The sequence below is a fragment of the uncultured Jatrophihabitans sp. genome, from assembly GCF_964251945.1.
Classification (GTDB): Bacteria; Actinomycetota; Actinomycetes; order Mycobacteriales; family Jatrophihabitantaceae; genus Jatrophihabitans.
The window spans coordinates 429,148-449,196 of record NZ_CAXULP010000001.1; the positions used below are offsets into that span (position 1 = coordinate 429,148).

Genomic DNA, 20,049 nt, shown 5'->3' on the forward strand with positions numbered 1-20,049 from the left:
GTGCCAGTTGTGTAGTGACAGTTGTTCGTGTCGGCTGGTCAGTGCCGGCGCCGGCCCGCTGCCTGGAACGTAGCGCCCACGCGCAGCGACGCGGGCCACAAGCGGGCGCGTAACCGCACCCGCCCGGCCCGGCCAGATCTGAGCGCGGACGTGGCGCGGGTCAGCTCCCGAGTGAGTTCCGACGACGCCGACGACTCCGACGACCTCGACGACGCCGGGTCGCCGGCGCCGAGCGCGCCGACCTCCTCAGGCGGCGCGAACCGGCGCCGCTCCACCGCCGCGGCCAGCGCGGTCAACTCTGCGCCGCCGCCGGCATCGTCGGCTAGCCAGGCGGCCACCTGCCGCGGCGAGCGCGCCCGCGACCAGACGTAGCCCAGGTCGACGGCGGTGTCCGACAGCTCTGCCCACAGCGCGTCCGGATCGCCCAGCCGGCCCGCCGCGAGCCGCCGCCGCCGCCGCGCCAGCCGCAGTCCGGCCGGCGTCAGCGCAAGCAGCACGGCAAGGAGCACGCCGAGCGACACCCACAGCGGCGCCAGGTCGGCGGCCGAGCCCGTCGCCGACGAACCCGCCTTCGCAGGCGCCGCGCTGGACGCGCTGCTCGAAGCCTTGGCCGGGGCGGTCGTCGAGGCGGAGTTGGTCTGCTTGCCCGGATCGACGTTGCTGGCGCCGCTCGGGTAGTCGTGCGGCGCGTAGCCGAGGTCGCTCTGCGAGCCGCCGTTCAGGCCCTCGACGGGCGTCGGGTCGAACGGGACCCAGCCGATGCCGCCGAAGTAGGCCTCCACCCACGAATGGGCGTCGAAGGAGGTGATGGTGAACTCGCCGCTCTTGTCGGGAACGTCGTGCATGTAGCCGAGCACCACCCGAGCCGGGATGCCGGCCTCGCGCAGCATGACGCCCATCGCGCCGGCGTACTGCTGGCAGTAACCGGTCTTGTTCTTCAGGAAGTCGACCAGGTCGCTGCCGGAGTCGCCCTTCTTCGTGGTCAGGCTGTACTGGAAGCCGTTGTCGGGGTTGGCGAAATAATCGCTGATCGCCCGCGCCTTGGCGTAATCGTTCGCCTTGCCCGCAGTCAATGTCCGCACCAGATCGCGCGCGTAGGTCGGCAGGGTCGGCACCGCCAGCCACCGGTTCAGACCGTCGGGGTTTTCACTGCATCCGCTGGCGCAGGCCGACGCCGGGATCGCGTTCGCGAGTTCGGCGGCGTCGGGCGCGGGCTGGGCGAAGGTCTCGACGAAGGTGTCGCCACGGCCGACCGATTTGCCGAGCAGCAGCCCGTCCCGCGGGCTCCACGTCGTCCCGCCGGCGAGCCCGGTGAACGACAGCGGGTTGCTGAACACCGGCGCGTTCCCGTCGAGGTTCGTGACTGACACCTTCGCCTCGTAAAGGCGGGTGGTCCGCTGGGTCGAGGGCGGGTCGGTCGGGAAGTCGGAGGTCTGCGCGTCTTCGGTAGAGCCGTGGTCGCTGACCCGCCAGCCGGATCCGGTGAACTGATCGAGGACATTGGTGCGCAGGTAGAACGGCGGCACCTTGGCCGACCCGGCGAGCACGTCGACCGTCATCAGATTGGTCGGCTTGTCCCGGGTGAGCTGGCCCTTCAGATCGACGTAGGGGCTGATCGACCTGCCGGACCCCGAGCCGCTGCCGCTGCCGCTGCCGCCGGCGTTGTGAAAGGCATTGGCCAGGATGTTGCGCGGGTGCGCCGGCACCGCCAGCGGCAAGATCACCGCGACGAGGATCGCAACGAGCGCGATCCGCGGCGCGGACACCGGCAGCGACAGCCGGGTGACAGCGCCGTCGGGACGTGGTATTCGCCGGCCCCACCGCTCGAGCTCGTCGTCGGCGTTGACGGCCAGCAGCAGCAGGAAGCCTGCCGCGGCGGCGGCGAACCACGCCCAGGCGACCGGGGTTCGCGGGACGGCGCCGGCGATCGTGTACACGACCAACAGCGGTGCGCCGGCGAGCGCGCCGCGGCGGCCGACGACCGCGATCAGGTCGACGAGCGCGGCGAGCAGGCCGAGCAGGGCGCACAGCACCAGGCGGACGGCGGGCGTGCTGTGCACCGGCGCGACGCCGTCGTGGGTGGTGTGGTGCAGGCTCGTCATCAATGCCTGCAGGTCGTGCCACGTCCCGCTGGTGGGGATCATGCCGAGCAGCGCGTGACCCGGCACGAACCGCGCGGTCAGCCAAGGCACCAGCAGCAGCACCCCCGGCCAGATGTCCAGCGCGCCGGGCGGCCGGCGCAGCCGCAGCAGCGCCGCCGGCGCGATGACCAGCGCCATGGCGAACCACACGTCGAGCAGCCAGGAGTCGTCGCTCAGCAGACCCTTGAGCGGCACCGCGCCGAGCGCGCTGGCGAGCAGCGCCAGCAACGTGCGCCGCGTCGCCCACGACGACGGTCGACGCGCCGGCCGCACCGGCCGCTTGGCCTCGGCGGGCTCGCGGCCGGCCGGCCGGGTCGCGTAGGAGGCGGTCACCGCAGGCGCCCCGCGGCGGACGCGCCGAACCCGGCGAGCAGCAGTTGCCACACCTGGGCGACCGAATCGTCGCGCCGGGCCACGACGACGCGCCAGCCCGCGGTGCGCAGCATCGCGGCGCCGGCGCTCACCCGATCGATGCGGCCGGGGGAGTCGATGCGGCCGGGGGAGTCGATGCGGCCGGGGAAATCGATGCGGCCGGGGGAGTCGATGCGGCTGAGGGAAACGGACCGGTCGTCGACTGGGCGGGACCAGCTGTCGGTGTCGAGCAGGACCGCCAGCGCCGGCGTCGAACCGCCGCCCGCGTGGGCGGCGGCGAGTTCGCGCAGATCGCTCGGGTCGAGGCGACCGAAGACCGCGATCAGCGTCGAGTCCCGGCCGGCGGATCGGAGCAGGCCGGCCACCGCGCGCAGGTCGTCGCGGGTCGAGGTCCGAATGTCGGCGAGGGCGGTCGCGAGGCGCGCCGGCTCGCCGTAGCCGACGCGTTCCGTCGGGTTCGGGTCGGCGACGACACTGATCTTGCGGCCGCCAGCGAGCAGGTGCGTGCCGAAGCTCGCGATCGCGCTCACCGCCCACTCGAAGCTGCTCACGACGCGCGGGTCGTTGCCGGCTTCTCGAGGGCCGGCCGGCTCGGCGTGTGCGCCGGCCCGGACGTCGAGCACGAGCGTGTTGTGGCCCTGCCAGGGACGTTCCTCCTGGCGGACCATCAGCGACCCGGTCCGCGCCGAGGACCGCCAGTGGATCTTGCGCAGGTCGTCGCCGATCCGGTACTCGCGGGTCGACTGGTCGTCCGCGCCGTGGCTGCCGACAGACCGGCTGCCCGCGTTGTCGCCGATGTCGTCCGAGCGCGGCGGGTTGCCGCTGGGCAGCGCCTCGATGACCGGCGTGATCACGAACTCGTCGGTCGCGGAGAACGAACGGGTGAGGTCGATCAGCCCGAAGGGATCGCTCACCCGCATGCTGAGCGGGCCGACGCGGTAGCGGCCCCGACCGAGCGAGGGGATTCGGTAGGCCACCATGCGCGTCTCACGCGCGGCCAGGGCGTCGACCACGAATCTCGCCCGGCCGACGACGTGGTCGGGCAGCCGGTCCTCCAGCATCAGCGCGGACGTCCGCAGCATGCTCTGGTTCGTGATCGTCAGATGCACGGTGACCGGGTGGCCGGCCTGCGCCTGAGCCGGCTCGACGCGGCGCCGGTTGGCGATGCGCACCCGCGAACGGTGCGCGGCCACCGCCGCGACACACGGGATCGCGGCGGCCAGCACGCCGGCCCGCACCAGGTCCACCTCGCCGAACAGCAGCCCGCACAGGATTGCGGTGGCGCCCGCCGCGAGCAGGCACGTGGCGCGGGTCGTGAGGCCGACGCGTCGGATCACTCAGCGCCCGCCGGAGCCCGCGGCGGCCGGGATAGATGTCTGCTGCGCGATGCGCGCGAGCACGTCTGCGGCGCTGCGCCCCGCGACGTGCGCCTCGGCGGTGAGCAGCAGCCGGTGGGCGAGCACCGCCGTCAGCAGGTACTGCAGGTCGTCTGGCAGCACGTACTCCCGCCCGGACAGCGCGGCCCACGCCTTTCCGGCGCGCAGCAGCTGCAGCGTGGCCCGCGGCGAAGCGCCGAGCCGGATCTCCGGCGCCCGCCGGGTGGCCTCGGCGAGGTCGACGGCGTAGCCCTTGATCGACTCGCTGACGTAGACCGCGCGCACGGACTCGATCAGCTGGCGCACCTCGGTCGCGTCGGACACCGGCCGCAGGGCGTCGAGCGGGTCCATGGCCGCGTGCTCGGAGAGCATCGCGATCTCGGCCGTGCGATCCGGGTAGCCCATCGAGATGCGCGCGGTGAACCGATCGCGCTGGGCTTCCGGCAGCGGGTAGGTGCCCTCCATGTCGATCGGGTTCTGCGTGGCCAACACCATAAACGGCGTCTCGAGCCCGTAGGTGACGCCGTCGACGGTGACCTGCTGCTCCTCCATGCACTCGAGCAGCGCGGCCTGCGTCTTCGGCGACGCGCGGTTGATCTCGTCGCCGACGACGATGTTGGCGAACACCGGGCCGGGTTTGAATTCGAAGTCGCGCTCCTCGCTGTTGTAGACGCTCACGCCGGTGACGTCGCTGGGCAGCAGGTCGGGCGTGAACTGCACCCGGCGCACCGAGCAGTCGATGGAGCGCGCGAGCGCCTTGGCGAACTTGGTCTTGCCGACGCCGGGGACGTCCTCGATGAGCAGGTGCCCCTCGGCCAGCAGGACGGCCAGCCCGACGAACACGGCCTCGCGCTTGCCTTCGATGACCTGCTCGATGTTCGCGCCGATGCGCGCGCCGGCCTCGCGGACGGCGCTGACCGGCAGCGTCGCGGCCGGTGGCAGCGTCGTAGTCGCCGGCGCCGACGGTCCGGCGTGCCGGGGCCGGGGCGGGGAGGAGAGGTCGTCCACTGCTGTGTCCCTTGATCGCTCGCGCGGTGCGCCCGCGTCTCGTCAGTCGAGTATGCCGAGCGCGTCTCGATTCGGACACGTCTCGTCCGGTCGATCGGTTCGACGCGCGAGACGACCGATTCGTCCCCGCGCCGACCCGCCGGGTGCCAGCGCCCGGTTGACGGTGGCGTGGTGTGGGTTACAGTGGGGGGCAGTGGGGAGAGTTGGGTAGAGTCGGCCCAAGCAGGGGACGAATCGGGGTGCAGCGCGGATGTTTCTTGGCACGCACACGCCCCGACTCGACGACAAGGGCCGGCTCGCTCTTCCCGCCCGTTTCCGATCGGAGTTGGAGGGCGGCCTCGTGATCTGCAAGGGCCAGGACCGCTGTCTCTACGTCTTTCCGGCGACGGAGTTCGGCCGGGTGACCGAGGCGCTGCGCACCGCGCCGGTGACCGACCGCAAGGTTCGTGACTACAGCCGCGTCCTGTTCGCCAGCGCGTCCAACGAGACCCCCGACGGCCAGGGTCGGATCACCGTGCCGCCGCAGCTGCGCGCCTACGCCGGGCTGACGAAGGACTGCGTCGTGATCGGCGCGAACACTCGCATCGAGGTGTGGGACTCCGGCGCCTGGCAGGACTACCTCGACGCCGCGGAGCCCGCTTTCGCAGACGTCGCGGAGGAGGTGCTGCCCGGGGTGCTGTGACGCGCGTGCCGCGACGGCCCGCCCGGTTCGGCCTCCTCCCGTTCCATCCTGACGCCCCTTCCCCGGCGCCAGGCGGCACGGGCGGGGACCCGATCGGACGACTCCGGCCGCGATCCCCACCGCTCCCCACCCTCGCTGCACCCACCCACGCTGCACCCACCTCTGCTCGCCGGGCACCGACCGGCGGGCGCCCGACTGGCGAGAGAGAGCGACACCCGCATGGACGAACCGGCCGGCGCGCCGCAGCACGACGGCGGCAGCACGTCCGCGGCCGCCGTGCACGTGCCGGTCCTGCTCGACCGGGTGCTCGCCCTGCTCGCCCCCGCGCTCGCGGACCGGCCGGCGATCGCCGTCGACGCGACGCTCGGCCTCGGCGGGCACGCCGCGGCCCTGCTTGCCGCGCACCCGCGGCTGACGCTGATCGGCCTCGACCGCGACCCGGTCGCGCTCGAGCGCAGCCGGGACCGGCTGGCCGCGTACGCGGCGCGCGTCCACCTCGTGCACGCGGTGTACGACCGGATGCCCGAGGTGCTGGCCGAGCTCGGCCACCCGGGGGTCGACGGCGTGCTGTTCGACCTCGGCGTGTCCTCGATGCAGCTCGACGTCGCCGACCGGGGATTCGCCTACAGCCAGGACGCGCCGCTGGACATGCGCATGGACCAGACCGCCGGCCGCACCGCCGAGCAGGTCGTTAACGACTACCCGGTGCCTGAACTTGCGCGCGTGTTACGCGAATTCGGCGAGGAGCGGTTCGCGATGCGGATCGCACAGGCCATCGATCGCGAGCGCCGGGTGGCCCCGCTGCGATCGACAGCGCAATTGGCAGACCTGGTGCGGACGGCGATTCCCGCCGCGACGCGTCGGGCCGGGGGCCACCCAGCCAAACGCACCTTCCAGGCGTTGCGCATCGAAGTGAACGGCGAACTCGCCGCGGTGCGCGCCGCGGTGCCCGCCGCGCTCGACGCGCTCCGGGTCGGCGGCCGCGTCGTCGTGCTCGCCTATCACTCGTTGGAGGACCGCATCGTCAAGCAGGAGCTGGCTGCGCGCGCGGCCGACACCACCCCGGTGGGCCTGCCGGTCGTGCTGCCCGAGCATGGGCCGCAGCTGCGGCTGCTGACCAGGGGGGCCGAGTCCGCCGGCGACGGCGAGATCGAGGCGAACCCGAGGGCGGCGTCGGTGCGGCTGCGCGCCGCCGAGCGCGTCCGGGCGGCGTCGTGAGGGGCGTCAAGGGCCGGTCTGAGCAGCGCGGACAGCGCGGCGGCATCAGCAGCAGCGGGATGGGTGCGGGCCCCCGCCGGTCGCGGCCCCGGCACGCCGGCCCGGGCGTCGGCCGCCTGCCGTTCGCGCTGCTGGTGCTCGGCCTGCTGGTCGGCGGCCTAGCCCTGCTGCTCGTCCTCAACACCGCGTCGGCCGCGAACGAGTTGCGCCGGCACACGCTGGCCGTCCAAGACGTCAGCGTCGCGGCCATGGTGCAGCAACTGGCCAACGAGGTGGCGGCGAGCGCGGCGCCCGGCAACCTCGCCGCGGCCGCCGCGCAACTCGGCATGGTTCCGGCGCACGATCCGGCGTTTCTCGTGCTCGAGCCGGACGGCTCGGTGGGCTTGCTGGGCCACCCCGGCCCGGCAACCGCGCCGCCGCTGGCCGCGCCGAAGAAGCCGAAGGCCAGCCCTTCGACGAGCGCCAAGCCGTCGCCCGGCGCCAAGTCGTCCGCGAAGCCCGGCGCGAAGTCGTCCGTCAAGCCCGGCGCCAAGTCGTCCGTCAAGTCGTCGCCGAAGCCGGGCGCATCGACATCGGCCAAGGCGTCGCCGAGCCGCACCACCCCGCCGCCGACGCCCACCGTCACGCTGCCGGGAGGCGACCGGTGACCGAGCGCCGTCAGCCGCCTCGCGGGACAGCCGATCGCGGCGCCGCGCCGCGCGCCACGACAGCTCGCGGCGCCGCGCCGCGCGCCACGACAGCTCGCGGCGCCGCGCCGCGCGCGACGACAGCTCGCGGCGCCGTGCCGCGGGCCGCAGCCCCGCGTGACACGGCGAGCCGGTCGGCGGCGCCGCACCGCGCGACCCGGCCGACCACGCGCCAGCCCGTCGCCTCGCGGACGTCGCGGACGTCGCGGACGCCGTCGCGGCCGGCGCGCGTGCCGGCCAGCCGGGCCGCGCCAGCCCGGCCGCCGCGGGCGCCTCGGCCGCCGCGTCGCCTGCGGCTCGGCAGCGTGCACGGCCGGCTGCGGTGGGGCCTGATCGCGATCTGCGTCCTGCTGCTCGTGCTGGCCGGCCGCCTGGTGCAGATCCAGGGCGTCGACCACCACAACTACGCCGGCGCGGCCGCGGCCCAGCGCGTCAACACCGTCGCGCTGCACGCGATGCGCGGCTCGATCGTCGACCGCAACGGCGTCGCGCTCGCTTTCACCTCCGATGCGCAGGACATCACCTCGGACCCGAAGCAGATCAAGGCCGAGTACCGCGCGCGGTACGCCGAGCAGCTGGCGCCGCTGCTGGGCGTGTCCGCGACCTCGATCGTCGCGGCGCTGTCGCGCAATACGCAGTACGCGTTGCTCGGCACCGCGCTCGCCCCGCCGGCGGCGCAAAAGGTCATGGCACTCGATCTCGCCGGCATCTACACCCAGGCCACCACCCAGCGGCAGTATCCGGGCGCGACGACCGCGGCGAACGTGATCGGCACCGTCCACTCCGACGGAACCGGCGCGGCGGGCATCGAGTCGGCCTACAACTCCATCCTGGCCGGCCACGACGGCGAGCTGACCTACTCCGTCGACAACGTCGGCAACGTCAACCCGAGCAGCGCGACGACCAGCAAGCCCGCGCAGAACGGCGCGACCGTCCGCCTGACGATCGACCAGAACCTGCAATACGTGGCGCAGCGCTACCTCGACAAGGCCGTCCCCGAATCCAACGCGAAGAGCGCGGAGCTGGCAGTGCTCGACGCGCACAACGGCCAGGTGCTCGCGCTCGCGTCCTCAGGCACGTTCGACGCGAGCAACCCCGACACCATCGACCCGAACACCCCGATCGACCCGCCGGTGATGTCGGCCTTCGAGCCCGGCTCGGTGCAGAAGGCGATCACCTTCGGCGCCGCCCTGCAGCAGAAGCTGATCACCCCCAAGACCGTGCTCAGCGTCCCGGACAAGATCCGCACGGGCGGGGTGACCGTCCGCGACGCATGGGTGCACAAGACGGAGAGGTTCACCGCGACCGGCGTGCTCGCCGAGTCCTCGAACGTCGGCACGCTGAAGATCGCCCACCTGATCGGCCCGGCGGAGTGGTACCGGTACGAGAAGCTGTTCGGCGTCGGCACGAAGACCGGCGTCGAGCTGCCCGGCGAGAGCGCCGGGTACGTGCCGCCGTTGTCGCAGTGGTCGGATTCGACGTTCGCGAACCTGCCGTTCGGCCAGGGCGAGAGCATGACGATCCTGCAGCTGGCGTCGATCTACCAGACGATCGCGAACAACGGGGTGCGGGTGCCGCCGCGGATCGTCCAGAGCGTCGCAAAGCCGGGCGGCGGCACGAAGGCGACCGCGACGCCCACAGGCGTGCGGGTGCTCACGCCGGGCGTCGCGACAACGCTGCGGACGATGCTCGAGTCGGTCACCATGGCCGGTGGGACCGGCGTCAAGGCGGCGATCCCCGGCTACGTGGTAGCCGGCAAGACGGGCACCGCGCAGCAGCCCGACCCGGCGCACGGCGGCCGGTACTCCAGCTACAAGAACTGGGACACCTTCGCCGGCATGGTGCCCGCCGACGATCCGCAGTTCGTCGTCGCGATCATGGTCGACAACCCGGCGCACGGCGTCGAGGGCGGCGACGTCGCCGCGCCGTTGTTCAACCAAATTGCGACCTACGAGGTGCAGCACGCCCGGGTGCCCCCGACCGGCGCGCGCGGGGTGCACGTGCCGTTGCAGGACTGCGCCGGGCAGAACCGCGCGTTCCTGCCAGCTAACGTGTGCTGACGTGGCAGCGAGCTCGGCCGGCGGAATTCCCCGCCCTGCGCACGTGCTGCCCGTCCAGCTGCGACTGCTGGCCGCTGATCTGGTCGGCAAAGCCGGGCGACCGGACGTCGTGGTCGACGACGCGAACACCTCCATCACCGGCATCACGGCGTCGTCCGATCTCGTCCGACCGGGCGATCTATTCGCGGCGCTGCCAGGCGCCCGAGCGCACGGCGCGAGCTTCGTCCGCGCGGCGATCGACGCCGGCGCAGCTGCTGTCCTCACCGACGCCGAAGGCTTCGGCATGCTGCCGGCGGACACCCCGGCCGTTCTGGTGTCCGCCTACGACCTGCGGGAGCGGCTCGGGGATCTCAGCTCACGGATCTACGGCAATCCCAGCGCCCACCTTGGGCTGCTCGGCGTCACCGGCACCAGCGGCAAGACGACCACGGCATACCTCATGCGGGCGGGACTGCGAGCCGCTGGCCGGGTGCCCGGTGTCATCGGGACAGTGGCCACGATGATCGGCGACGAGGAGGTGCAAACCGGCTTCACCACGCCAGAGGCGCCGGAGCTGCAGGCGCTGCTCGCGGTCATGCGCGAACGCGGCGTCACTGACGTCGCGATGGAGGTGTCCAGCCATGCGCTGGCGCTCGGCCGGGTGCACGGCACGTCCTTTCAGTCCGCGGGTTTCACCAACCTGTCCGAAGACCACCTCGATCTGCACGGCTCGATGGAGGAGTACTTCGCCGCCAAGGCGTCGCTGTTTCTGAATCAGCGCTACACCGAGCGGGCGGTCGTCGTGGTCGACGACGAGCGCGGGAAGCTGCTGGCCGACATGCTCGGTTCCGACGTCGTGACGGTGGCCACGGACGAAGACGAGCGGGGGGATTGGCGAGCACTCGATGTGCGTCAGGCAGCGGATGGCACGACCACGTTCCGCGTCGAGGGACCAACCAGGGGCGACAGGCCGCCGCTTCAGCTGAAGATGGGCTGCGCGATCCCGGGTCGCTACAACGTCGCCAACGCGCTGCTCGCGCTCGCGCTGCTGGACGAGGACGACGTCGACCGGCACGTCGCGGCGCCGGCGATCTCGACGGCGACCGTACCCGGACGTATGGAACGGGTTGACGCGGGCCAGCCGTTCCTCGCCGTCGTCGACTACAGCCACAAGCCGGCCGCCGTCGACGGCGCGCTGCGGGCGCTGCGGCCGCTGACCCGCGGCCGGCTGATCATCGTGCTGGGCTGCGGCGGCGACCGGGACCGCGGCAAGCGGCCGCACATGGGCGAGATCGCCGCGCGTGGCGCCGACCTGCTGATCGTCACCGACGACAACCCGCGCTCGGAGAATCCGGCGGTGATCCGCCGGGCCATGCTCGACGGCGCGCTCGGTGTCGCACCAGGCGAGCGCGGCGAGGTCGTCGAGGTCGGCGGCCGGGCCGACGCCATCGCCGCCGCCGTCGACGCAGCGCGCGAGGGCGACACCGTGCTGGTCGCCGGCAAGGGGCACGAAAGCGGGCAGGAGATCGCCGGCGTCGTGCACGCGTTCGACGACCGGCTGGTCCTGCGCGCGGCGATCGAGGCGGCGCGATGATCGAGCTGACGCTCGGCGAGGTCGCTGCCATCGTGGGCGGCAGGCTGTCCCGCGCCGACCCGGCCACCGTCGTGACCGGGAGCGTCGAGTTCGACTCGCGCGCCGTGCCACCGGGCGGGCTGTTCCTCGCGCTGCCCGGCGAGCGGGTCGACGGCCACGACTACGTGGCGCAGGCGCTGGCGGCGGGCGCGGTAGCCGCGGTGGTGGCGCGCCCGGTCGACGGCCCGGCGATCGAGGTCGCCGACGGGTTCGCCGCGCTCGCCGCCTTGGCCGCCGAGGTGCTGCGGCGGCTGCCCGACGTGCTCGTGATCGGCGTGACCGGCTCGTCCGGCAAGACCTCGACGAAGGATCTGCTCGCGCAACTGCTGCGCCGGCTCGGCTCGACGGTCGCGCCGCCCGGCTCGTTCAACAACGAGCTCGGCCACCCGTACACGGTGCTGCGCGCCACCGACGACACCCGTTACCTGGTGCTCGAGAACAGCGCGCGCGGCATCGGGCACATCCGGCACCTGACCGAGATCGCGCCGCCGAAGATCGCGGTGGTCCTGAACGTCGGCTCCGCGCACCTCGGCGAGTTCGGCTCCCGCGCGGCCATCGCCCAGGCGAAGGGCGAGCTGGTCGAGGCGCTGCCGAGCGACGGCGTCGCCGTCCTCAACGCCGACGACCCGCTGGTCGCCGCGATGGCCGCCCGGACCCGGGCGCGGGTCGTGCTCGTCGGCGAGGCCGCCGGCGCGGACGTGCGCGCCTCGGACGTCAGCCTCGATGAGCTGGGTCGGGCCACGTTCACGCTCCGGGCGGCCGGCGCCGAAGCCACGGTTCGGCTGCGGCTGGTCGGGGCGCACCATGTCGGGAACGCGCTCGCAGCTGCGGCCGTCGCGCTCGAGTGCGGCCTTCCGCTCGACGCGGTGGCGGCGGCGCTCGGCGAAGCCAAAGCCCTGAGCCGGTGGCGGATGGAGGTCACCGAGCGGCCGGACGGCGTCGTCGTCATCAACGACGCCTACAACGCGAACCCGGAGTCGATGCGCGCCGCGATGAAGGCGCTGGCCGAGGTCGCCCGGGCCCGGCGGGCGACCGGCGGCCGGTCGTTCGCGGTGCTGGGCGAGATGGCCGAGCTCGGCGCGGACAGCCGGGCCGAGCACGACGCGATCGGCCGGCTGGCGGTGCGCTTGGACATAGCACGCGTGGTGGCCGTGGGAGATGTCGCCCGGCCGATCCAGCACGGCGCGGCTCTGGAAGGCTCGTGGGACGGCGAGTCCAGCTGGGTGCCGGACGCCGACGCCGCGGTGGCGCTGTTGCGGGCCGAGCTGCGGCCCGGTGACGCGGTGCTCGTCAAGGCCTCGCGGGCGGCGAGCCTGGAACGCGTGGCGCTGGCGATCATCGCCGACGCGAGCACCGACGCGAGCACGGACGCGAGCACCAACGCGAGCACCAACGCGAGCACGGACGGAGGCGACGGATGAAGACCATCCTGATCGCCGCCGTCATCGCGCTGCTCACCTCTGTCCTGTGCACCCCGCTGGTCGTCGTCTACTTCCGCAAGCGCGGCTTCGGCCAGGAGATCCGCATCGACGGCCCCCAGACGCACCTGGTCAAGCGCGGCACCCCGACGATGGGCGGCGTCGCGATCATCGGCTCCACCGTCGTCGGCTACGCGGCGGCGCACGTGATCATCGCGATTCGCGGCGGCGGCGGCCCGAACGCGTCCGGGCTGCTCGCGCTGTTCCTGATGGTCGGCCTCGGCGCGGTCGGCTTCCTGGACGACCTGATCAAGATCCGCCGGCAGCGCAGCTTGGGACTGCGCGCCCGGACGAAGTTCCTCGGCCAGCTGCTCGTCACGGTGGCGTTCGCGATCATGGCGATCCAGTGGCCCAACCGCTACGGCGACACTCCGGCGTCGACGCACCTGTCCTACGTGCGCGACATCAGCGTCATCGGGCTCGGCTCGGTCGGGTTCGTGGTGCTCGCGTACCTGATCATCTCCGGCACGTCGAACGCGGTGAACCTCACCGACGGGCTCGACGGGCTGGCCGCCGGCGCCGCGGCCATGGTGTTCGGCGCGTTCACGTTGATCTCCTTCCTGCAGTACCGCAACCCGTGTGGCAGCCACCCGCTTTCCGGCTGTTACACGGTGCGCGACCCGCTCGACCTGGCGCTGGTCGCGGCGTCGGCGATGAGCGCCTGCTTCGGCTTCCTGTGGTGGAACGCCTCGCCCGCGCAGATCTTCATGGGCGACACCGGCTCGCTGGCGCTCGGCGGGCTGATGGCCGGCCTCGCGATCCTCTCGCGCACCGAGCTCCTGCTGATCGCGCTCGGCGGGCTGTTCGCGGCGATCACGCTGTCCTCGATCATGCAGACCGGTTGGTTCAAGCTGACCCGAAGACGAACCGGCACCGGACGACGCATCTTTCGAATGGCGCCGCTGCACCACCACTTCGAGCTCGCGGGTTGGGAGCCGGTCACCATCATCGTCCGGTTCTGGATCATGGGCGGAATGGCCGTGGCGTTCGGGATGGGCCTGTTCTACGCGGACTTCATCGGCAATGGCTGACGGGGTAACCGAGGCGCACGCGGCCTTCTGCGGGCTTCGGGTGCTCGTCGCCGGTTACGGCGTGGCGGGTCGGTCCGCGGTCCGCGCGCTCCGCGCCAGCCATGCGATCGTCATGGTGACGAGTGACAGCCCGGTCGACCTCGGTGACGTCGCCTCCGATGTCGAGTTGCACGGTCCGCTCGACCGCCTACCCGACGATCCCGACGCCCCGGGTGAGACCGATGTCGACGTGTTGGTCGTCTCACCCGGCTATCGGCCGACGCATCCCCTGCTGCGCGACGCCGCAGCGCGCGGCGTGCCGGTGTGGGGCGAGGTGGAGCTGGCCTGGCGGCTGCGGGCCGCCGGCGCCGCGCCGTGGCTCGCGCTCACCGGCACCAACGGCAAGACGACGACGGTGCGCATGCTCGAGTCGATGCTGCGCGCGGCCAGCCTGCGCGCAGCGGCGGTCGGCAACGTCGGCGAGCCGCTGATCGACGCGGTGTTGGCCGATCCGCCGTTCGACCTGTTGGCCGTCGAGCTCTCCAGCCAGCAGTTGCAGTTCGCCCCGTCGCCACGCCCGCGCGCCGGGGCGCTGCTCAACCTCGCGCCCGACCATCTCGACTGGCACGGCTCGTTCGAGGCGTATGCGGCTGCCAAGACGCGGGTGTGGGCGGGCGAGGTCGCGATCGGCAACGCCGACGACCCGCGAGTCGCCGCGCTGCTGCCCGCCGGCGCGACCACGTTCACTCTCGATGAACCAGGCCCCGGGCAGCTCGGCGTCGTCGACGGGCAGTTGACGTGCCGCGCGTTCGGCGACGACCGGCTGGCGCTCGGCCCGGTCACCGAGGTCCGGCCCGCCGGCCGGCACAACGTCGCCAACGCGCTCGCCGCGGCCGCGCTCGCCCGCGCCGCAGGCGTGGACGCGGAAGCGATCGCGGCCGGGCTGCGCGCCTTCGTGCCCGACCCGCACCGCAACTCGCTCGTCGCGACGCGCGCCGGCGTGCGGTGGGTGGACGACAGCAAGGCGACGAACCCGCACGCCGCCGCGGCCTCGCTCGCGGCCTACGACCGTGTCGTGTGGATCGCCGGCGGCCAGCTCAAGGGCGTGGACATCGATCCGTTGGTCGCCAGCACAGCCGACCGGCTGGCGGGCGCGGTGCTGCTCGGCCGGGACCGCGTCGCCATCGCCACCTCACTGCGGCGACACGCGCCCGAGGTCCCCGTGATCACCATCGACAGCACCGACGATGGGGCGATGACCTCTGTGGTGCGCGCAGCGGCCCAGCTGGCGCGGCCCGGCGACACCGTGCTGCTCGCGCCGTCCGCCGCGTCCTACGACATGTTCGCCGGGTACGGCGCGCGCGGCGACGCGTTCGCTGCCGCCGTCGCGGAGCTCGGCGGGGCATGAGCACCCCAGGATGAGCGCGTCCACTGCCGGCCAGGCGTCGGTCTCGGCCGAACCCGTGCCGCGCGGGCGTCTCACCGCGCGGTTGCGCGCCGCGCTGCCCCGGCGATCACCTGACCGCGACGTCGCCACGGCAAACACGGCCACCCGGTTCCTGGACCGGCCGTTCGCGTCGGTTCAGCTGCTGCTGCTCGCGTCCGCCGGGCTGCTCGTGTTCGGCGTCCTGATGGCGATCTCGACGACGATCTCCGCGGTGTACGGGCCGAACGGGTCCGGCTCCATCTGGGGGCAGTCGATCAAAGAGGTCGAGTTCATCGCGATGGGGTCGGTGCTGTTCTGGTTCGCGGTTCGGCTCTCGCCGCGCGCCTTTCGGCTGTTGACGTATCCGATCCTCGGCCTCGCGACGGCCGCCCTGCTCGCAGTGCTCGTCCCCGGTGTCGGCGTCGGCGTGTCCGGGGCGCGCCGCTGGATCGACCTCGGCCCGTTCCAGCTGCAGCCGTCGGAGCTGGCGAAGGTGGCCATGCTGCTGTGGGGCGCGGACCTGCTCGCCCGCAAGCAGCAGCTCGGCACGCTGCGCCGCGCCCGGCATCTGTTCGTGCCGCTGCTGCCCGGTTTCGGCTTCGTCACGCTGCTCGTCATGCTCGAGCCGGACCTCGGCACCACCTGTTGCTTCATGCTCATCCTGCTCGGCCTGCTGTGGATGGTCGGCATGCCGCTGCGTTACTTCGCGCTGGTGATCGGCGCGGTCGCCGCAGCGATCACCGTGCTCGCGGTGACCGCCCCCTACCGGCTGGCTCGGCTGACGTCGTTCATGGACCCGTTCAAGGACGCCAAGGGCAGCGGCTACCACACCGTCGAAGGCCTCTACGCCCTCGCGTCCGGCGGGCTGTGGGGCGTCGGGCTCGGACAGGGCACGTCCAAATACACCTGGGTGCCGAACGCGAACTCCGACTTCGTGTTCGCCATCATCGGCGAGGAGCTCGGCATGCTCGGCTGCGCAGCGGTGCTCGCCCTGTTCGGCCTGTTCGCCTACACCGGCTTGCGCGTGGTGCGGCGCAGCGCCGACCCGTTCGTCCGGCTCGCGGCCGGCGCCGCGACCATCTGGCTCTGCGGGCAGGCGGTCATCAACATCGGCTACGTCACCGGCATGCTGCCGGTCACCGGCATCCCGCTGCCGATGATCTCCGCAGGCGGCACCTCGCTGCTCGTGACGTTCTTCGTCCTCGGCATGCTCGTGTCCTTCGCCCGGCACGAGCCGGCGGCCGTCCAGGCCTGCCGACGGGCGCAGCGGCTCGGGCGCCGCAGCCGGCTGCAACGGTGGGCCGCCATCCCGGTGCCGCGTGGATACGCGCCGCCCAAGCGCGCGTCGGCGCGTTCGACGGCCGCTGCGCGTCCTCCGGCGCCGGCGGCCGCCGCCCCGGCCCGTGCCCGTGCGGGCAACGCAGCGTCGGCTCGTGCGGGCAAGGCGGCGTCCGCTCGCCCGGGCAAGCCGAACCGGGCCGCGGCCGCGCCGCTGCGGCCGACCGGCACCGAGAGCCGACGGCGGTGAGCGCGCCGCGCATCGTGGTGGCCGGCGGCGGGACGGCCGGGCACATCGAGCCGGCGATGAATCTGGCCGATGCCGTCCGCCGGCTCGAGCCGTCCGCGCAGATCACCGCCCTCGGCACCACCAGAGGCCTGGACAGCACGCTCATCCCGGCGCGCGGCTACCCGCTCGAGCTCGTGCCGCCGGTGCCGCTGCCGCGCCACATCAACCGGGCGCTGCTCGGCACGCCGGGGCGGCTGCGCGACGCCGTCGTCGCGACGTCTGCCGTGCTCGAACGCGTCCGGGCCGAGGTCGTGGTCGGCTTCGGCGGCTACGTCGCGGTGCCGGCCTATCTCGCCGCCAAGCGGCACAGCATCCCGATCGTCGTCCATGAGGCGAATGCCAAACCAGGCGTCGCCAACCGTGGCGCCGCGCGGCTGACCACGCATGTCTTCACCGCATCCGCCGCGGCGCGGCTGCCGCACGCGAGCGTCATCGGCATCCCGCTGCGGCCGGCCATCTCGCAGCTCGACCGTGCCGCGTTGCGGCCGGCGGCGCGCGCCCGCTTCGGGTTGCGCCCGGACCTGCCGACGCTGCTGGTGTTCGGCGGCTCGCAGGGCGCGCAGTCGATCAACCGCGCGCTCGCCGGCGCCGCCGACGGCCTGCGCGCGGCCGGCGTGCAGGTGCTGCACGTCGTCGGGCCCAAGAACGACCTCGACGTCGCGCCGCTCGGCGCCGCGGACGCCCCGCCGTACGTCGCCGTGTCCTACGTCGAGCACATGGAAATCGCCTATGCCGCAGCGGATTTCGCGGTGTGCCGGTGCGGCGCCATGACCTGCGCGGAGCTCGCCGCGGTCGGTTTGCCCGCGGCGTACGTGCCCTACCCGGTCGGCAACGGCGAGCAGCGGTTCAACGCGCTGCCGACGGTCTCCGCGGGCGGCGGCCTGCTGGTCGACGACGCGGCGCTCTCACCGGCCTGGCTGCTGGCCAACGTCGTGCCCCGGCTGACCGACCCCGACATGCTCGCCCGGATGTCGGCCGCCGCCGAGGGGGCTGGCGCGCGCGACGCCGACGTCGTGCTGGCCGAACGAGTGCTGGCCGTCGCCGACGAGCACCGGCGGTTCGGCCGATGACCCGCCCCACTCGCGACCACGAGGGCGAGCGGCCCGAGAACTGGGCCGCCCCTGGCGCCGCGCTGGTGCGCAGCGCGGCGACCGACGCCATCCCGCCGCTCGCCGACCTGGGCCGGGTGCACATCATGGGCATCGCCGGCTCGGGCATGAGCGCGCTGGCCCGCATCCTGCTCGAACGCGGTCTGCCGGTCAGCGGGTGCGAGGCGCGCGATTCGATCACTGTCGCCGGCCTGCGCGCGCTCGGCGCGAGCGTGGACATCGGCCATTCGCCCAGCCATCTCGACGACGCCGACACCTTCGTCTACACGACCGCGATCAATCCTAAGCACGAGGAGTTCGCCGCGGCCCGGGCGAGCGGCAAGCGGGTGTTGCGCCGCGCCGCCGCGCTCGCCGCCGCGCTCGAGGACTACCGCGCGATCGCAGTCGCCGGCACGCACGGCAAGACGTCGACGACATCGCTGCTGGTCGTCGCCGCGCAGGCGTGCGGCGCGGACCCCTCGTTCGCGATCGGCGGGAACCTCTACGAGACCGGCAAGAACGCGCACCTGGGCACCGGCGAATTCGCCGTGGTCGAGGCGGACGAGAGCGACGGCTCGTTCCTGCTCAGCCGGCCGACCTCGGCCGTCGTCCTCAACGTCGAAGCCGACCACCTGGAGAACCACGGCGACCTCGACGGGATCTTTCGCGCATTCGAGCAGTTCGTGGACCGCGTGGACCCGGCTGGCCTGCTGCTCACCTGCGCCGACGACCCGGGCGCCCGGCGCATCGCCGAGCACGCCCGCGCCGCCGGCCGGCACGTCCGCACCTACGGCTTGGCTTCGGACGCCGATGTGCGGTTGTCCGACGTCGTCACCCGGGCAGACGCCGTCGAGTTCACCGTCGTGGGGATCGGGCCCGAGCCGCGCCGGGTGCGGGTGGGCGCGCTGATCGGCGCGCACATGGCGCTCAACGCCACCGCAGCGCTCGTGTTGGCCGAACACCTCGGGCTCGACCTCGAGGTCGCCGCCCGGGCCTGGGCCAACTTCGGCGGGGTGCACCGCCGCTTCGAGTTCTACGGCGCGGGCGGCGGCGTGCGGGTCTATGACGACTACGCCCACCACCCGACCGAGATCGCGGCATCGCTCACCGCGGCCAAGCAGGCTCTCGCCGGGGAGGGCCGGCTGATCGCGGTGTTCCAGCCGGGCACCTACAGCCGGACGCAGACTTTCGCGCGCGAGTTCGCCGACTCGCTGACCATCGCCGACGTCGCGGTGGTGATGGACATCTTTCCGGCGCGCGAGGAGCCGATTCCGGGTGTCACGGGCGCCACGATCGCCGACCTGATCGAACTGCCGCCGGAGCGGGTGGTCTTCGAGCCGCGCTACGACGACGTGCCGCGCCGGATCGCCGACGTCGCGCGGGCCGGCGACCTCGTGGTGACCATGGGCATCGGCAACATCTACCTGCTGTGCCCGGCGATCCTCGAGGCGTGCCGCGAGCGGCTGGCGGGCGCGCCGTGAGCGCGTCGCCGGAAGTCGGCTACGGCTTCGCCGACGCCGACGACAGTTATGTCGAGAGCGGTGCTCTCGACGGCGCCGGCTTCGACGGCCCCGATGTCGGCGATGGCGATTTTGGCGGTGGCGGTGGCGGTGGCGGTGTGCGACGGTTCGGCCGCCGGGTGCGCCGACGATTCGTGCTGATCGCTGTGGCGCTGATCGTGCTGCTCGCCGCGGCCGCGATCTGGCTGGTCGCCTTCAGCTCGGTCTTCGGCGTCCGGACCGTGACGGTCCGCGGCACGCATGTGACGAGCGCCGCCCAGGTGCGGGCGGCCGCGAAGGTCGTGATCGGGACGCCAGTGGTCCGGGTCGATACGAACGCGATCCGGCAGCGCGTCGAGCGCCTGGCTGTCGTCGCGCGCGCCGAGGTGTCCACGTCGTTCCCGCACACCGTGACGATCACGGTGGTCGAGCGTCAGCCGGTCGGGTACGTGCGCAGCGCCGGAAAGGTCGAGCTGATCGACCGCGCCGGCCTTCGGTACCGGACGGTCCCCGCCGCGCCGCACGGCTTGCCGCGGCTCGTGCTGCCGTCCGGGCGATCGGCGGCCAGCCGGTCGGTGGCGCGGGTCGCGGCGGCGCTGCCGGCCTCGCTGCGCGCCCGGCTGAAGTCGATCCAGGCCCTCGATCCGGTGGCAATCACTTTGGTGTTGCGCGACGGCCAGCTCGTCCAGTGGGGGAGCGCCACCCGCAACGTTGCCAAAGCCCGGGTGCTCGCGCCGCTGCTGCGCCACCAGGTGGCGCAGGTGGACGTCAGCGATCCCGACCTGCCCTTTACCCGATGATCAGCACCCGATGATCAGCACCCGAT

Annotated in this window: 15 protein-coding genes; 12 read left to right on the forward strand and 3 right to left on the reverse strand. The window is 73.1% G+C overall.

Going from position 1 to position 20,049, the window contains the following annotated elements; genetic code table 11:
* Positions 1-38 precede the first annotated feature (38 nt).
* Genes ACFFBG_RS01995 through ACFFBG_RS02005 form a run of 3 tightly spaced genes read right to left on the reverse strand, consistent with a single transcriptional unit; the run spans position 39 to position 4,831 of the window.
* Entirely contained in the window at positions 39-2,474 is a 2,436-nt protein-coding gene (locus ACFFBG_RS01995; RefSeq protein WP_375475073.1) for a transglutaminaseTgpA domain-containing protein, read from the reverse strand.
* Positions 2,471-3,850 (reverse strand): DUF58 domain-containing protein, encoded by a 1,380-nt coding sequence (locus tag ACFFBG_RS02000; RefSeq protein WP_375475075.1) that lies wholly within the window; start codon positions 3,848-3,850, stop codon positions 2,471-2,473. Before ACFFBG_RS02000 ends, ACFFBG_RS01995 begins: the two co-directional genes overlap by 4 nt.
* Positions 3,851-4,831 (reverse strand): AAA family ATPase, encoded by a 981-nt coding sequence (locus ACFFBG_RS02005; RefSeq protein WP_375476203.1) that lies wholly within the window; start codon positions 4,829-4,831, stop codon positions 3,851-3,853. It abuts the gene before it with no gap.
* A 316-nt stretch (positions 4,832-5,147) separates the two neighbouring features.
* On the opposite strand from ACFFBG_RS02005, the gene mraZ reads away from it, so the two are divergent.
* From mraZ to ACFFBG_RS02065, 12 genes are all read left to right on the forward strand, one after another.
* Positions 5,148-5,579: a division/cell wall cluster transcriptional repressor MraZ gene (gene mraZ, locus ACFFBG_RS02010; protein WP_375475078.1), complete on the forward strand. Its 432-nt coding sequence runs from the start codon at positions 5,148-5,150 to the stop codon at positions 5,577-5,579.
* Between the two features lie 219 nt (positions 5,580-5,798).
* Positions 5,799-6,797 carry a 16S rRNA (cytosine(1402)-N(4))-methyltransferase RsmH gene (gene rsmH, locus ACFFBG_RS02015; protein WP_375475080.1) on the forward strand — a complete coding sequence of 333 codons (999 nt, stop codon included), beginning with the start codon at positions 5,799-5,801 and terminating at the stop codon, positions 6,795-6,797.
* Positions 6,794-7,444 carry a septum formation initiator family protein gene (locus ACFFBG_RS02020; protein ID WP_375475082.1) on the forward strand — a complete coding sequence of 217 codons (651 nt, stop codon included), beginning with the start codon at positions 6,794-6,796 and terminating at the stop codon, positions 7,442-7,444. Before rsmH ends, ACFFBG_RS02020 begins: the two co-directional genes overlap by 4 nt.
* Entirely contained in the window at positions 7,441-9,543 is a 2,103-nt protein-coding gene (locus ACFFBG_RS02025; RefSeq protein ID WP_375475084.1) for a penicillin-binding transpeptidase domain-containing protein, read from the forward strand. Before ACFFBG_RS02020 ends, ACFFBG_RS02025 begins: the two co-directional genes overlap by 4 nt.
* Before the next feature lies 1 nt (position 9,544).
* Entirely contained in the window at positions 9,545-11,116 is a 1,572-nt protein-coding gene (locus ACFFBG_RS02030) for a UDP-N-acetylmuramoyl-L-alanyl-D-glutamate--2,6-diaminopimelate ligase (RefSeq protein WP_375475086.1), read from the forward strand.
* A complete protein-coding gene (murF, locus tag ACFFBG_RS02035; protein WP_375475088.1) occupies positions 11,113-12,576 on the forward strand; it encodes a UDP-N-acetylmuramoyl-tripeptide--D-alanyl-D-alanine ligase in 1,464 nt (487 codons plus the stop codon). Before ACFFBG_RS02030 ends, murF begins: the two co-directional genes overlap by 4 nt.
* Positions 12,573-13,664, forward strand: a complete 1,092-nt coding sequence (gene mraY / locus ACFFBG_RS02040) for a phospho-N-acetylmuramoyl-pentapeptide-transferase (protein WP_375475090.1) — start codon at positions 12,573-12,575, stop codon at positions 13,662-13,664. The genes murF and mraY overlap by 4 nt, the downstream gene beginning before the upstream one ends.
* Positions 13,657-15,051, forward strand: a complete 1,395-nt coding sequence (gene murD / locus ACFFBG_RS02045; RefSeq protein ID WP_375475092.1) for a UDP-N-acetylmuramoyl-L-alanine--D-glutamate ligase — start codon at positions 13,657-13,659, stop codon at positions 15,049-15,051. The genes mraY and murD overlap by 8 nt, the downstream gene beginning before the upstream one ends.
* Positions 15,052-15,061: 10 nt before the next feature.
* Entirely contained in the window at positions 15,062-16,597 is a 1,536-nt protein-coding gene (ftsW, locus tag ACFFBG_RS02050; protein ID WP_375475095.1) for a putative lipid II flippase FtsW, read from the forward strand.
* Entirely contained in the window at positions 16,594-17,706 is a 1,113-nt protein-coding gene (locus tag ACFFBG_RS02055; protein WP_375475097.1) for a glycosyltransferase, read from the forward strand. The genes ftsW and ACFFBG_RS02055 overlap by 4 nt, the downstream gene beginning before the upstream one ends.
* On the forward strand, positions 17,703-19,205 hold the full coding sequence (gene murC, locus ACFFBG_RS02060) for a UDP-N-acetylmuramate--L-alanine ligase (RefSeq protein ID WP_375475099.1): 1,503 nt from the start codon (positions 17,703-17,705) through the stop codon (positions 19,203-19,205). Before ACFFBG_RS02055 ends, murC begins: the two co-directional genes overlap by 4 nt.
* Positions 19,202-20,023, forward strand: a complete 822-nt coding sequence (locus tag ACFFBG_RS02065) for a cell division protein FtsQ/DivIB (protein WP_375475101.1) — start codon at positions 19,202-19,204, stop codon at positions 20,021-20,023. The genes murC and ACFFBG_RS02065 overlap by 4 nt, the downstream gene beginning before the upstream one ends.
* The last annotated feature ends 26 nt before the right edge of the window (positions 20,024-20,049 follow it).